The sequence below is a fragment of the Pseudomonas sp. genome (genome assembly GCF_051660785.1).
In the GTDB taxonomy this organism is placed as follows: domain Bacteria; phylum Pseudomonadota; class Gammaproteobacteria; order Pseudomonadales; family Pseudomonadaceae; genus Aquipseudomonas.
Genome location: NZ_JBOFQE010000012.1, coordinates 19,996 through 34,312, shown reverse-complemented (window position 1 = coordinate 34,312; position 14,317 = coordinate 19,996). Strand labels below are relative to the sequence as shown.

Sequence of the window (14,317 nt, the reverse complement as noted above, 5' to 3'; positions counted from 1 at the left end):
AGCTGCTATCCCAGTCGTGATTTAAAGACTCCAGAAAATCGAGGCGCCTACTTGGGGATAGTTCGTCGCTATTCTTCAGACTCCGTTGCGGTCCGAGGCGGTCTCGGTGTCAGCACCTTCACCACATCATCAATCACCGCCTTACCCATCGCCGTCAGATAGTGCGCGGCCCAGGCGTGGCGGTCGGTGTCTCTTGCGCAGGCTGCGTCCTCGGCAAATGATTTTGCGAGGAACAACAGATCGGAGGCTTGTGACAATGCATCAACGATGGGGACGCCGGCGCGGACGTTGAACAACGCCTGATCCGAGCAGTAGATGAGTGGGGTGAAACCGATGGTTTTCAGGTCTGACGGTGCAGAGGAATTGGTTTTGCTCATTGTTTCGCTCCTTAAAACGAGGAGCTGCCGCATTCGTTACCACACGAATGGGTGGCAGCTGTACGCAGGGTGGTAAACCGGGAGAGCAAAGAAACCGGCAGACCCGAAGGTCTCCCACGCACAGCCGCCATAACTCAGGATTACAGGCGTAAAAACACATGAAACCGTGATGGGAGCACTGCTGCACTTTGTCTAGCCGGGTTACCACACCCGATCGCTACATTTGCAGCGACGTCCGGAGAGTATCCCGTCGAAGAGAACGCCAACAAGGCGGAAAAGTGCCCAAACGCATCCGCTACGCAATTCTCGGAGTTTGCCTACAACCTTGGCAGACGTCATCCGATAATCTGCCGTCAGCGCAAAATGTAACCTAGACGGCAGACAGGAAAAAACGCATTTCCCGCCGCGGAGTAGCGCACTGGACGCGACCCGAGCCCCGACAGGATGACTGATGCTACAAAATGACCGCGATAATCTGGAGCTCGATAGGCTTCAAGTCGAAATCCGGAAATTCATGGCCGAGACCCGCAAGTTTATGGCCGAAGAAAGCAAACTCAGGCAGGAGGCTTTTTGGTATCCGTTTGCAGTGGGCGCCGGTCTCGTGACCGCCGTTGTCGCCGCCGTCGGACTGTGGTCCAAGCTTTAAAATCCCTAACATACGGAAGCGACCAATGATCGGAGGTGCTTGAGTTTTACCGCTTAGCAGCCCACCTTATCTAACAAGGGTTAGCGCATTAGGCGTGACCCGTGATCCCTGCAGGAAGACGCAGTATGTCCACACCTCCCACGATTCAAGCCAGCATTGAACAGTTACACCGTGACGTGGCTGCCTTGGCCGAAGACATGCGTAGCCCGTCCCCCACCGCGACCCGAGCAATCCTACTGCCGTTTGGACTCGGTGCCGCACTGGCGCTCGTGACCTTTGTTGCTGTTGCCTTGGTGGTTCGGCTGGTCTGATCTCTTAGCCCGAACGTTAGTCTCAGAAAAAAGCCGCGCATTTGCGCGGCTTTCGTGTTTGATGGGTACACACCGAGGAATCGTGGACCAAAGGATGATGAGCAGGACTGTATTGCTAGGCCAGAAACGAAAAAAGACGCCCTAGGCGTCTTCTTCGATTTGCTAAAGCAGATCCGGACACCACTTGCGAACCGCCTTGCGCGGTTACGGCTTTCGCCGCTGGGAAGCGCTCCATCTCATCCGGTCAGTCGCTTCGATAGCACTATTTACGTGATTCGTTAAATCAAAAGAAAGCCGCGCATCAGCGCGGCTTTCTTGTTTGGTGGGCCCACACGGATTTGAACCGTGGACCAAAGGATTATGAGTCCTCTGCTCTAACCAACTGAGCTATAGGCCCTCAGTAGGCCGCGGATTATAACGATGGTTTCTCGGCTGTGCTATCCGAAAAATCCGATACGGCAATACGAAGAAACGTCGCGGCGAATTCGTCGGGGGGAAGAGGCAGGCTGACGATGTAGCCCTGGATCTGTTCGCAGCCTTCTTCGGCAAGGAATTGTTGCTGCGCCACGGTCTCGACGCCCTCTGCAATGATGGTGAATTGCATGCTGCGACCCAAGGCGATGATGGCGCGAACGATGGCCGCATCGTGGGGATCGTCAGGCAGGCCGCGGACGAAGGACTGGTCGATCTTGAGGATGTCCAGCGGCAGACGCTTGAGGTAGCTCAGGGATGAGTAGCCCGTACCGAAGTCGTCGATCGCCAATTGCACGCCCAGGTTTTTGAGTTGGTGCAGCACGGCCAGCGCTTCTTCGGCCTGGCTCATGATGAAGTTTTCGGTAATCTCCAGTTGCAGAAAACCGGGCGCCAGGCCGTTATCCTTTAGCAGTTGTTCGATTCGCCCGAGCAGGTTTGGCTGGCGCAGTTGAGCGCCCGCGAGGTTGACCGACAGTGGGCCGAGGCACTCATAGACCTGATTCCACTCGTACATCTGCCGGCAGGCTGTCTCGAGCACCCAGTCGCCGATTTGCAGGATCATGCCGTTTTCTTCGGCCAGGGGAATGAAGTGTTCCGGCGGCACTGCACCGAAGGTCGGGTGATGCCAGCGAATGAGCGCTTCGGCACCGACCAGTCGATGGTCGGCGAGGCTGATTTTCGGTTGGTAATAGAGAAATAGCTCATTGCGCTCGATGGCGCGTCGTAATTCATGTTCCAGCGCCACGCGCTCGCTGGCCTGGGCCGTGAGGTCGCGGGTGTAGCTTTCCACCCGGTTGCGGCCCTTGGCCTTGGAGCGATACATCGCGGCATCGGCGTTCTTGACCAGCGTGGCGACGTCGCAACCGTCCTTGGGATACAGGCTGGTGCCGATGCTGGCGCTGATGAAAAACTCGTGCTCGCCGGCCTGGAAAGGGGCGGCGAAGCAATTGAGCAGCTTGGTGGCAATGTTGTCGGCATCGCTGGATTGTTGCAGGCCGGGCAGCAGGATGATGAATTCGTCACCGCCAAGGCGCGCGACGGTATCTATATCGCGCAGTTGCTCTTTGAGGCGCACGGCGATGCCTTTGAGCAGCAGGTCGCCCACCGGGTGGCCAAGGCTGTCGTTGATGTGTTTGAAGCGGTCCAGGTCGAGGAACAGCACCGCGCCCTGGCCGCCGTTCTCCTGTTGGGTGTTGAGTGCGGTCTGCAAACGGCTCTCGAACAGCGTGCGGTTTGGCAGGCCGGTCAGCGGATCGTGGTGCGCCTGATAGTCGAGTTTGGCCTGCGCGTGCTTGAGGCTGGAAATGTCCGCGAACACCGCGACGAAGTGGGTGATGAACTTCTCCCGGTTACGCACGGCGCTGATGGTCAGCCAGCTCGGATAGAGTTCGCCATTCTTGCGCCGGTTGGAAATCTCGCCTTGCCAGTGCCCTTCGTCCGTCAATTGGTGCCACATCGCCGCGTAGAACGCACTGTCGTGCAGGCCCGAGGCGAGCAGGCGAGGAGTGTGGCCCAATGCCTCGTTCTCGCTGTAGCCGGTGATCTCGGTGAAAGCCCGGTTGACCGCGCTGATGTGTTGTTGGGTGTCGGTGATCAGCACGCCCTCGGCGGTGCTCTCGAACACCGTGGCGGCCTGTTGCAGTTTCTCCTGCATCAGGTGCCGTTCGGTGATGTCTCGGGCAATGGTCAGCATGCAGTCCTCATCACCGATGGGCAGCGGACGGCTTGAGACCTCGCAGAGGCGGATCTGCCCGTCACTGCGGCGGATATGGCAGCTGAAGTCACGAACAAAGCCGTCCCGGTGCAGCAAATCGAGCATCTGCTTGCGTTCGTTGAGATTGACCCATATCCCCAGTTCCAGGGCCGAACGGTCCACGGACATCGCGCTGTTAAAGCCCGTGATGCGGCTGAAGCCTTCATTGACCTCCAGCAGCAGCCCGTCGCTCTGTCGGGACAGCAGCAGACCGTCCGGGGAAGCGTGGAAGGCCTTGGCGAATTTTTCTTCCGAGGTTTGCAGTTGTTGCTGGGTTTCTTTCAGCTGACTGATATCGCGTACCACGACAACCAGGGCAGGAGTCGTATCGAGGTCGAAGGGCTCGGCGGAAATCAGCCCGGTAAACACTTGACCGTTGTTGCGGCGAAAGGGCATCTCCAGGTTGCGGATGCTGCCGGCCTGCAGGCGCTGCAGCAAACCCGGACCCACACCGGGGATACCCCAGATGTTCAGGTCGGTGGCGGTCTGGCCAATGACGTCTTCGGCCTTGAGGCCAATCTGTTCTTCGAACGCTTTGTTGACTTCGAGCAGGCAGCCGTCGGAAAGACGTGCGATCACCAGAATGTCCGGGCATTGCTGGAACACGGAGGCGAACTTTTGCTCGGAAAGGCTCAGGGCCTCCTCGGTGCGTTTGGCGTCGCTGATGTCGATCATCAAGCCGCGCATCACCGGCTCATGACCGTGCTCGATCAGGCTGACGATATCGCGCACCCACAAACAGCGGCCGTCGGCGGTGATGACCCGATAATCGATGCTGTGATCGCGCCCGGCCAGCACTTCGTGATCACAGAATGTCTGGGCCCGGGTCAGGTCCGCCGGGTGGATGATGTTGCGCCAGAAGCCCGGAATCAGCCAGTGGGACAGGGGATAGCCGAGGAGTTCTTCGGCATGTGGCGACACATAGCTGTAAGTGAAATCGCTGATCCGCGCTTCCCAGGCAATCGCGGAAAGGCTCTCTACCAGCCCGCGGTAATGGTATTCGCTGCTGCGTAGTTCTTGCTCCAGATCGACCCGCCGGGCAATTTCCGAACTCAAACGGCGGTTAATCCGGATGACCACTGCCAGCATGATCATCAGAAACAGCAGCCCGGGCAGGCCGTAAACCAGCAGATCCGACCAAAAGGTTCGATGATCCAGGACATTGCCGACCCACTGTTCCTGGATGGCGTTGATTTCGCTTGAGGTCATGTCAGCGAGGACTTTGTCCAGGATGCCGACCAGGATCTTGTTGTTGGGGGGCACAGCCATCGCCAATTGGTAGCGATAGGGCGTTTCACCGCTGACGTACAGGCCGTCGAGCTTAAGCTGACGCAAGCTCCAGACGCTGGAGGCAAGATCGCCCACGACCGCGTCCACTTCATCGGTGGCCAGTGCCTGCAAGGCAGAGCTGACATTGGGCATTGCCACCAGATTCAGGTCGGGGTGGTGCGTGCGCAACAACTCATGGGGGGCATAGTTTTCCACCACGGCGATTTTCAGTCCGTAGAGCTCTTCGAGTTTGTGCGGCTGAGGGCCTCCGACATGGGCGAGGATGACAATCGGAAAATCCAGATAGGGGCGAGTGAACGACAGGTACGACTGGCGCTCCGGGGTCGACATGATGCCCGGCAGGATGTCTAGTTTGCCTTGTTTGGCCTGCTGCAGGACTTCGGTCCAGCTGACCGGTTCGATGGGCGTCAGCTTGACGGCCAGTCGTTGGCGAATCACGTTGATATAGTCCGCCGCCAGGCCCTGATAACGGCCCTGGTCATCACGAAATTCGAACGGTGGCCAGGATGCATCGACACCCAGGCGCAAGTCCGGGTGAGCCGCAAGCCAGCTACGTTCTTCGTCGGTCAGAGTCAGCGCGCCAGCCGTTGCGGTCCAGGTCATCAGCGACAGCAAAAAAAGCACGGTCGGCAGTCTGGGCATAACGGTCTCGTTATGGCTCGGGGGAATGGTTCGAGTGTAGACGGGCAATTCGGCGGGAGGGAAGTGCGGGGAATTTTATCTGTAGAAAGCAAAACCCCCGGCCTGGGCCGGGGGTTTTGTGATCACTCGTCGAGGAAGGAGCGCAGATGCTCGCTTCTCGTCGGGTGGCGCAGCTTGCGCAGCGCCTTGGCTTCAATCTGACGAATCCGTTCACGGGTCACGTCGAACTGCTTACCAACCTCCTCGAGGGTGTGGTCGGTATTCATGTCGATACCGAAGCGCATGCGCAGAACTTTGGCTTCACGGGCAGTAAGGCCGGACAGTACTTCGCGAGTCGCTTCTTTAAGGCTCTCAACAGTGGCGACATCGATTGGCGACTGCATGGTCGAGTCTTCGATGAAGTCACCCAGATGGGAGTCTTCGTCATCACCGATCGGGGTTTCCATGGAGATCGGCTCTTTAGCGATCTTCAATACCTTGCGGATCTTGTCCTCAGGCATTTCCATGCGTTCGCCCAGCTCTTCCGGGGTCGGTTCGCGACCCATTTCCTGCAACATCTGCCGGGAAATACGGTTGAGCTTGTTGATCGTCTCGATCATGTGCACCGGAATACGGATGGTGCGGGCCTGGTCGGCGATCGAGCGAGTGATCGCCTGACGGATCCACCAGGTGGCATAAGTCGAGAATTTGTAGCCGCGGCGGTATTCGAACTTGTCTACCGCTTTCATCAGGCCGATGTTGCCTTCCTGGATCAGATCGAGGAACTGCAAGCCACGGTTGGTGTACTTCTTGGCGATGGAGATCACCAGACGCAAGTTCGCTTCAACCATCTCTTTCTTCGCGCGGCGGGCCTTGGCCTCACCGATCGACATGCGACGGTTGATGTCCTTGATCTCGGCGATCGTCAAACCGGTTTCGGTTTCCAGTGCGGTCAGCTTTTGCTGGCAACGAATGATGTCCGGTTGCAGGCGACCAATGGCTTCAGCGTATTTGCTTTTGCCTTTGGCCAGTGCGTCGGTCCAGCTTTCGTCAACTTCGTTGCCCGGGAACTGGCGCAGGAAGTCGGCACGCGGCATGCGGGCATCACGAACGCAAAGTTGCATGATCGCGCGCTCTTGCTGACGCAGACGATCCAGGGCACTGCGAACACGCTCGACCAGGCCTTCGAATTGCTTCGGAACCAGTTTGATCGGCATGAACAGCTCGGCCAGCAGCACCAGCTCGGCGATTGCCAGCTTGTTGCCACGACCGTGCTTTTTCAGCGCCTTGCGGGTGATTTCCATCTGATCGGAGACAGCGCCAAAGCGCTGAGCTGCGATGACCGGATCCGGACCGCTTTCGGCTTCTTCTTCGTCATCCGTCGCTTCGGCGTCATCGTCGTCGGTATCGTCGTCCGCTTTCACGGCTTTCGGATCGACAGGCGGCGGCACTTCTGCAGCAGGCGGCGCAATGCCGTCGTCCGGGTCGATATAACCGCTCAGGACGTCGGACAGGCGGCCACCTTCGGTGGTGACGCGAGTGTACTCGGACAGAATGTGGTCAACCGTGCCAGGGAAGTGCGCGATTGCGCCCATCACTTCACGGATACCCTCTTCAATACGTTTGGCGATTTCGATTTCGCCTTCACGTGTGAGGAGCTCTACCGTACCCATTTCACGCATGTACATGCGCACTGGGTCGGTGGTGCGACCAATGTCGGTCTCGACCGCTGCCAACGCTGCCGCTGCCTCTTCGGCCGCGGCTTCGTCGGTATCGGCGTCGGCCAGCATAAGGGAATCCTTATCTGGCGCAACCTCGAATACGTTGATCCCCATGTCATTGATCATGCGGATGATGTCTTCCACCTGTTCCGGATCTGAAATATCCTCCGGCAGGTGGTCGTTGACCTCCGCGTAAGTCAGGTAACCCTGCTCACGACCAAGTGTGATCAACTCTTTGATACGAGACTGCTGTTGCGCTTTTCCGGACATAACACCCTATCCACTGAAGGTCTTGGCGGGCAAAAAACAAGCCGAGGATTATACCTGAGCTATGACCTCACGCGCCAGTTGAGGTCGGGTCTGATACAGCCATATTGCGTTTTAATAGGTCGCGCATCTGATTTGCGATCTGATTTGCTTCCTCCGCAGTCAATCCTGGCTGCCTTGCTTTCCTGATGAGTACTTCCAGGCTATCCGTGTGCTGACTTGCCGATAACCTAGTAATGGTGTCTAAAAACTGTTGTTCAAGGTTGTCGCCGTCAATCAGCCATTCCTTTTCCGCCAAAGCCTTGAGCAGTCGACCCTGTTCAGTCCCATGCCAACGGGCCATCAACTGAATAGAGTTTAGCTTAGGATTTTTCTGCACCGCCCCGATGAGGGCTACCAGCAGTTGCGCGTACGTGTTGCTCTCATTCGCGAAGTGATCGGCGGTTTCTACCTTGCCTGCCAGTTCCGGGTGATGAATGAGCGTGCGCAGCGCTATCAGAGTTGGCGCTTCGACAGCGATCGGTGTGCGTGGTGCGCTGTGTTGGTCGCGATCACCGCCGCGTTTGCCGTTCTTGTCCCACGGCTTCTTGTCCCATTTCTTGCCGCCTGCACCGGGTTTCTTCGGCGTCCATTCCTGCTGCGGCACATACATCTCTTGTGCCTGCGGCTGATGGTAGTCGCTGTAATCCGGCATGGCGTCGTAATCGATGCCCGGGTCGTAGGCCGGTGGCGCATCCTGAGGTGCGCTTTGCACCAGCTGGCTCACGGCTTCACCGCTGAGGCCGGTGATTTCGGTCAAGCGTTGACGCATCAGGATGCGCAGGTTTGCGCCCGGGACCTTGTCGATCAGCGGCGCGGCGAGGGTGGCCATATGAGCCTTGCCTTCGAGGGAGCGCGGATCCGATTCCTCGGTCAGCTGCTGAAAGAAATAATCCGCCAGCGGCTGCGCGTGCTGGTTGATTCGTGCGCGGAAAGCGTCAGTGCCTTCAGAGCGGACCAGCGTGTCCGGGTCCTCTCCTTCGGGCAGGAACAGAAAGCGCGCGCGCCGTCCGTCTTGCAGGCAAGGCAAGGTGGCCTCCAGTGCCCGCCATGCAGCGTTGCGTCCAGCCTGGTCACCGTCGAAACAGAACAGCACATTGGGCACGACGCGAAACAGCCGCTTCAAATGCTCTTCGCTGGTGGCGGTGCCCAGGGTCGCGACGGCATTGCGCAACCCTTGCTGGGCAAGGGCGATCACGTCCATGTAGCCTTCGACGACGATGATTTCGTCGAGGTTACGGTTGTTCTTGCGTGCTTCATAAAGGCCGTAGAGTTCCTGGCCCTTATGGAATACCGGGGTTTCCGGCGAGTTCAGATATTTGGGCTTGTCATCGCCCAGCACGCGTCCGCCGAAAGCGATGATGCGCCCGCGGCTGTCGCGGATCGGGAACATCACGCGATCGCGAAAGCGGTCATAGCGTTTGCCGGATTCGGCGTTCTCGATCAGCAGGCCGGCATCGACCATGGCTTTCTGCTGCAGGGTGTCGCTGCTGAGGTGCTTGAACAGGTTATCCCAGCCGGGCGGGGCAAAACCGAGGCCAAAGTCCCGGGCGATTTCGCCGGTCAGCCCGCGGCCTTTCAAGTAATCCACAGCGGCCTTGCGCGATGGATGACTTTTCAGGGCTTGACGGTAAAAGTCGGCAGCCGCAGTCAGCAGCGGGTACAACGGCGAATCGGTCGGCTGTCGCGGTTTGTGCGGACGACCGCTTTCTTCGCGGGGGATTTCCATGCCGGCGGCTTTGGCCAGTTCTTCGACAGCCTGGACGAAATCCAGGTTGTCGTGGTCCATCATGAAGCCGAGAGCGTTGCCACCAGCGCCGCAGCCAAAGCAGTAATAGAACTGCTTGTCCGGACTGACGCTGAAGGACGGAGTTTTCTCTTTATGAAAAGGGCAGCAGGCGGTGTAGTTCTTCCCGGCCTTTTTCATTTGCAGGCGCGAGCTGACCACATCGACGATGTCGGTGCGGTTCAGAAGGTCGTCAATGAAGCTCTGGGGAATTAGCCCGGCCATGGCGTTCTCGTCATCTGCGCTTAAATGGATCCAAAACGAAGAGCGGCCGAACGTGGGTCGTTGTTTGAGGCGCGCAAAATGTGCGGCTCGACCGGTGTCGTCTGCGTAATCGCTGTCGGGAAGTGTATCTGCCGAAAATCCACTGACGTTAGTACCAATCAGTATTCGACTATATGAAAGTGTTTCGCTGAATCCGGCTGCGGCCAGTCAAGGGCCTCGGATAGCTCATAAGCGGGCACGCAAGAGGTGCCTTGGGCTGATCGTCGTGAGAGGAATCAGTGGGTGTGCTCGTCAGTAGCCTTGGAAGGCTCGTCAGAAAAGACGTGCACCGCTGGCAAAAGAGCCAGGTCTGACGCTGTGAAGCAGGTTTGTCTTGGTCGCGTCTGCGGCTTTGACGGTGAAGCATCAAGCGTTTTCCGCAAATGCCATTAGCCCGGCTGAGGGCCGGGCTTGGCAGAAGCTTGCTACGAACGTCTGTGTATTAGTACAGACGAACGGCGCGGCGCTGTTCGCGCTGTACTTTCTTGGCGTGACGCTTAACAGCGGCTGCTGCTTTACGTTTACGCTCAGAAGTAGGCTTCTCGTAGAATTCGCGGCTACGAACTTCAGCCAGTACACCGGCTTTTTCGCAGGAGCGCTTGAAACGACGCAGAGCTACGTCGAAGGGTTCGTTCTCTTTTACTTTGACGGCTGGCATCCAGAGCTACCTTCATTCATTACCGGGGTCAACATCCTCGTGGCAAAAGAGCACTTGAAGACGTCGGTTTTTAAGGGTTGCGGATGTTAACCCCTCATCGACCGGAATGCAAAGCCTCTGATCGAAAACCGCTAGTCGGGGCATCCCGTGGCGACTATTATGCGCGCCTTCGAATTCAGCCTAAACAAGGCGCAAACCCATGCTAGTACTGGGATTAGAAACCTCCTGCGACGAAACCGGTGTCGCATTATATGACAGTGAGCGCGGCCTGCTGGCCGACGCGCTGTTCAGCCAGATCGACCTGCATCGCGCCTATGGTGGCGTGGTGCCGGAGCTGGCCTCTCGCGACCATGTCAAACGCATGCTGCCCTTGATCCGTCAGGTGTTGGCCGAAGCTGACTGTGTGCCGACCGAGATCGACGCCATCGCTTATACCGCGGGTCCTGGCCTGGTCGGTGCCTTGCTTGTAGGGGCTTCCTGCGCCCAGGCGCTGGCGTTTGCCTGGGGTATTCCAGCCCTCGGTGTGCACCACATGGAAGGTCACCTGCTGGCGCCCATGTTGGAGGCGCAACCACCGCAATTCCCGTTCGTCGCTTTGTTGGTGTCGGGCGGTCATACGCAGCTCGTTCAGGTCGACGGAATCGGCCAATACACGCTGTTGGGCGAGACCCTCGACGATGCCGCCGGTGAAGCGTTCGACAAGACGGCGAAGATGATGGGGCTCAATTATCCGGGCGGTCCGGAAATCGCCAAGCTGGCAGAGCGCGGCGTTTCAGGGCGTTACACCTTTCCGCGTCCGATGTGCGACCGCCCAGGCCTGGCTTTCAGCTTCAGTGGCCTGAAAACCTTCGCGCTGAACACCTGGCAACAGAGCGTCAGCGCCGGGGACGACAGCGAGCAAGCCCGTTGCGACATCTCGCTGGCGTTCCAGCAGGCCGTGGTGGAGACTTTGACCATCAAGTGCAAACGTGCCCTGAAACAGGCCGGCATGAAGCGTCTGGTGATCGCTGGAGGCGTCAGCGCCAATAAAGCATTGCGCACGTCCCTGGAAAAAATGCTCGGTGACCTGAAAGGCGATGTGTTTTATGCCCGTCCGGAGTTCTGCACCGATAATGGCGCGATGATTGCGTTTGCCGGTTGCCAGCGCTTGCAGGCCGGTCAGCACGAAAGTCTGGCGATCAGCGTGCAGGCACGCTGGCCGATGGAGCAGTTGTCGGCACTGTAACGACGCGCGGGATGAGCGGTGCTCATGTCCGGTATTTAAAAATGCCGTTCGCGCCCGGCAAACAGGTCGCGTAGATTGCCGCGATGACGCCAGACGATCAGTCCCGTGAGGACACTCATGGGCAGCAGCGCCGCCGGTTCTTGCCAAGCCAGCAGTGGCAGGGTCAGGGGCGTGGCGATCAGTGCGGCGAGTGAGCTGGTGCGGGTCAAGTAGAACGTCAGCAGCCAGGCGCAGACTGCCAGCAGGGCGGCGGGCGGGTAGAGTCCCACTAACATTCCGGCAGCGGTGGCGACACCTTTGCCGCCGCGAAAGCGAAAGTACAGCGGGAACAGGTGGCCGATAACGGCACAGACGCCGATCCAGGCTTGTTCTTGCAGCGAAAGGCCTGCAAGACCTGCGATCAGTACCGGCAGCAGCCCTTTGCAGAGGTCGCCGATCAACGTCAGGATGGCGAGCTTCTTGCCAGCCAGGCGCAACATGTTGGTGGCACCGGCATTGCCCGAGCCACTCATTCGCGGATCGGGGTTACCGGTCAGGCGGCTGAGCAATATGGCGAAGGACAGAGAGCCGAGCAGGTAGGCGAGGGTCGCCAGTAACCAAAACATGCTAACTATTCCGGGCGAGGACGCCCTGATTCTAACGGCGCATTGCGCCCTTGTCGTGCAGCGGAGAAAAGTGCTTGGACAGAGTGTTTATCGAGGGCCTGGAAGTCGACACCGTGATCGGTGCCTACGACTGGGAGCGAGGCATCCGACAGTGTCTGCGTCTTGATCTGAGCTTCGCCTGGGACAATCGTCCGGCAGCTGCTGGCGATGACCTGACCCTGGCGCTCGATTACGCGAGCGTTTCTTCGCGCATCCAGGCCTTTGCCGAGCAGGCGCAGTTCCAGCTGGTCGAGACCTTCGCCGAGCGTCTGGTCGAAGTGTTGATGAGCGAATTCAAGATCACCTGGATGCGCCTCAAGCTGACCAAGCCTGGCGCCGTCCCGGCGGCCACCGGTGGTGTGGGCGTGGAGATCGAGCGCGGATGTCGCTGACTCAGGTGTATCTCGGGCTCGGTAGCAATATCGAGCGCGAAGCCCATTTGCAGGCTGGCCTAGAAGCGCTGGCGGGTTTTCTGGTGGATATCCGTTGCTCGGCAGTGTTCGAAAGCCAGCCAGTGGGGATCAAGAGCGGCCCGTTCTTCAATTTCGTGGTCTCGGCTTACACCGATCTGCCGCTGATGGAGCTGGACCGTCGATTGAAATTCATTGAGGCGGACAATGGCCGTTATGCGCCGGACCGCAAGGGTCTGCCGCTGGATATCGATGTGCTGCTGTTTGGCGATCTGGTGGGCAATTTCGACGGATTGATCCTGCCGCGGACAGAGATTCTGAAAAATGCCTTTGTGTTGTGGCCGTTGTCGTTGATTGCGCCGGACAGAGTGCATCCGGGCGTAGGCAAAAGCTTCGCAACGTTGTGGGATGAAGCGCAGATTGATCAGGTGTTGGCGCCGGTGGCGTTCGAGTGGCGCGGGGAGCAGCTGACGCCTTCGGATTTATTGTGAGTCGGATGCCGCCTTCGCGAGCAGGCTCGCTCCTACAGGGGTAGCGCAAAACCTGTGGGAGCGGGCTTGCTCGCGAAGCTTCTCAGGCAGACGCCGCCTCTTTGTAGGCCTTCAGCGCCTTCAGCCGCTCACGCTTTATCGCCTCACCCAGCTCCGGCCCCTTGAATCCCTTCTCCAGCAACGGCTGAACCGCCACGCTCCTAGCGGCTGTGGCCGCCCCGCGCAAATAATCCGCCTGTGGATAACTTCTCTGCTCCAGCCCTTTGCGGCCCCGCGCGTCCATCTCGCACGCCGCAATGAACTCTTCAAACCGCTGAGGCCGACGGTACACGTCAAAACTCTGCAGCAATTCCAGCAACGTCGAGGGTTTGAGCTCCAGGGCACGATGGCCGTGGGTGTGATATTGGCCCACCAGCAATGCCAGTTCCTGACAATCCTTCGGTGCCTTGAAGCGTTCATTGACCGCTTTGATCAGTTTCAGGCCCGTGTGTTCATGGGCGATATGGCGAGGCCACTCTTCCTCGGGGGTTAATCCTTTGCCCAGATCATGCAGCAGGCACGCCCAGCGTACGGTCAGTGGCTGTTTGTGTAGGGCCGCTTGCTCGAGCACGCTCAGGGTGTGCACACCCGTGTCGATTTCCGGATGATGGGCGGCAGGCTGGGGCACGCCAAACAGGGCGTCGACTTCCGGCATCAACACCTTGAGTGCGCCGCATTCACGCAGCACTTCGATGAACACCTGTGGCTGATCTTCCATCAGCGCCCGGGAAATCTCCTTCCAGCTGCGTTCCGCAGTCAACGCCTCCAGTTCGCCTGACTCACTGAGTTGACGCATGAGCCCCAGTGTTTCAGGTGCGACGGTGAAACCCAACCCGGCATAACGAGCAGCGAAGCGGGCAACGCGCAGGACCCGGAGCGGATCTTCGGCGAATGCGGGGGAAACGTGACGAAGCACCCGGGCTTCGAGATCGCGCTGGCCGTGGTAAGGATCGGTCAGGTCCTGCTGATCGTCTTCGGCCATGGCGTTGATCGTCAGATCACGACGGATCAAGTCTTCTTCGAGGGTGACTTCGGGGCTGGCGTGAAAGGTGAAGCCGCCGTAACCGCGTCCGCTTTTGCGTTCGGTACGGGCGAGGGCGTATTCCTCACCACTCTTGGGGTGTAGAAATACCGGGAAGTCAGCGCCCACTGGGCGAAAGCCCCTGGCGAGCATTTCTTCGGTGGTGGCACCGACCACGACCCAGTCGATATCAGTGACAGGTTTGCCCAGCAGGCGATCGCGTACCGCTCCGCCGACTTTATAAATCCGCATAAAAAACCTCCGTTTGCTCGACAGAATA

The 14,317-nt window shown here is 58.7% G+C and carries 12 protein-coding genes and 1 tRNA gene; 5 read left to right on the top strand and 8 right to left on the bottom strand.

Annotated elements, in window-relative coordinates; genetic code table 11:
* Positions 1–68: 68 nt before the first annotated feature.
* Positions 69–377 carry a DUF3077 domain-containing protein gene (locus ACRC4F_RS03500; protein WP_438658102.1) on the bottom strand — a complete coding sequence of 103 codons (309 nt, stop codon included), beginning with the start codon at positions 375–377 and terminating at the stop codon, positions 69–71.
* Between the two features lie 451 nt (positions 378–828).
* On the opposite strand from ACRC4F_RS03500, the gene ACRC4F_RS03495 reads away from it, so the two are divergent.
* Both ACRC4F_RS03495 and ACRC4F_RS03490 read left to right on the top strand, forming a co-directional pair.
* Positions 829–1,023, top strand: a complete 195-nt coding sequence (locus tag ACRC4F_RS03495) for a hypothetical protein (protein WP_438658101.1) — start codon at positions 829–831, stop codon at positions 1,021–1,023.
* 125 nt (positions 1,024–1,148) lie between these two features.
* Positions 1,149–1,334, top strand: a complete 186-nt coding sequence (locus tag ACRC4F_RS03490; protein ID WP_438658100.1) for a hypothetical protein — start codon at positions 1,149–1,151, stop codon at positions 1,332–1,334.
* A 320-nt stretch (positions 1,335–1,654) separates the two neighbouring features.
* Here ACRC4F_RS03490 and ACRC4F_RS03485 read toward each other — a convergent pair.
* From ACRC4F_RS03485 to rpsU, 5 genes are all read right to left on the bottom strand, one after another.
* A tRNA-Ile gene (locus ACRC4F_RS03485) sits at positions 1,655–1,731 on the bottom strand.
* A gap of 15 nt (positions 1,732–1,746) precedes the next feature.
* A complete protein-coding gene (locus tag ACRC4F_RS03480; protein ID WP_438658099.1) occupies positions 1,747–5,493 on the bottom strand; it encodes a bifunctional diguanylate cyclase/phosphodiesterase in 3,747 nt (1,248 codons plus the stop codon).
* A 122-nt stretch (positions 5,494–5,615) separates the two neighbouring features.
* The gene (gene rpoD, locus ACRC4F_RS03475) at positions 5,616–7,463 is read right to left on the bottom strand and encodes an RNA polymerase sigma factor RpoD (RefSeq protein WP_438658098.1); all 1,848 of its coding nucleotides are present in this window, start codon (positions 7,461–7,463) and stop codon (positions 5,616–5,618) included.
* A 67-nt stretch (positions 7,464–7,530) separates the two neighbouring features.
* Entirely contained in the window at positions 7,531–9,510 is a 1,980-nt protein-coding gene (gene dnaG, locus ACRC4F_RS03470) for a DNA primase (RefSeq protein WP_438658097.1), read from the bottom strand.
* 481 nt (positions 9,511–9,991) lie between these two features.
* Positions 9,992–10,207, bottom strand: a complete 216-nt coding sequence (rpsU, locus tag ACRC4F_RS03465) for a 30S ribosomal protein S21 (protein ID WP_002551877.1) — start codon at positions 10,205–10,207, stop codon at positions 9,992–9,994.
* Positions 10,208–10,406: 199 nt separating this feature from the next.
* On the opposite strand from rpsU, the gene tsaD reads away from it, so the two are divergent.
* Positions 10,407–11,432, top strand: coding sequence for a tRNA (adenosine(37)-N6)-threonylcarbamoyltransferase complex transferase subunit TsaD (gene tsaD, locus ACRC4F_RS03460; protein ID WP_438658096.1), 1,026 nt, complete (start codon positions 10,407–10,409; stop codon positions 11,430–11,432).
* Between the two features lie 35 nt (positions 11,433–11,467).
* On the opposite strand, the gene plsY is transcribed toward tsaD, so the two are convergent.
* Complete coding sequence (gene plsY, locus ACRC4F_RS03455) at positions 11,468–12,037, bottom strand: glycerol-3-phosphate 1-O-acyltransferase PlsY (RefSeq protein WP_438658095.1); 570 nt, start codon at positions 12,035–12,037, stop codon at positions 11,468–11,470.
* A 74-nt stretch (positions 12,038–12,111) separates the two neighbouring features.
* Here plsY and folB point away from each other — a divergent pair, with 74 nt between their 5' ends.
* On the top strand, positions 12,112–12,468 hold the full coding sequence (gene folB / locus ACRC4F_RS03450; RefSeq protein ID WP_008051601.1) for a dihydroneopterin aldolase: 357 nt from the start codon (positions 12,112–12,114) through the stop codon (positions 12,466–12,468).
* Positions 12,459–12,977, top strand: coding sequence for a 2-amino-4-hydroxy-6-hydroxymethyldihydropteridine diphosphokinase (gene folK, locus ACRC4F_RS03445; RefSeq protein WP_438658094.1), 519 nt, complete (start codon positions 12,459–12,461; stop codon positions 12,975–12,977). Before folB ends, folK begins: the two co-directional genes overlap by 10 nt.
* 82 nt (positions 12,978–13,059) lie before the next feature.
* Here the strand turns inward: folK and ACRC4F_RS03440 are convergent, their stop codons facing one another.
* Positions 13,060–14,289: a multifunctional CCA addition/repair protein gene (locus ACRC4F_RS03440; protein ID WP_438658093.1), complete on the bottom strand. Its 1,230-nt coding sequence runs from the start codon at positions 14,287–14,289 to the stop codon at positions 13,060–13,062.
* Positions 14,290–14,317: the final 28 nt, after the last annotated feature.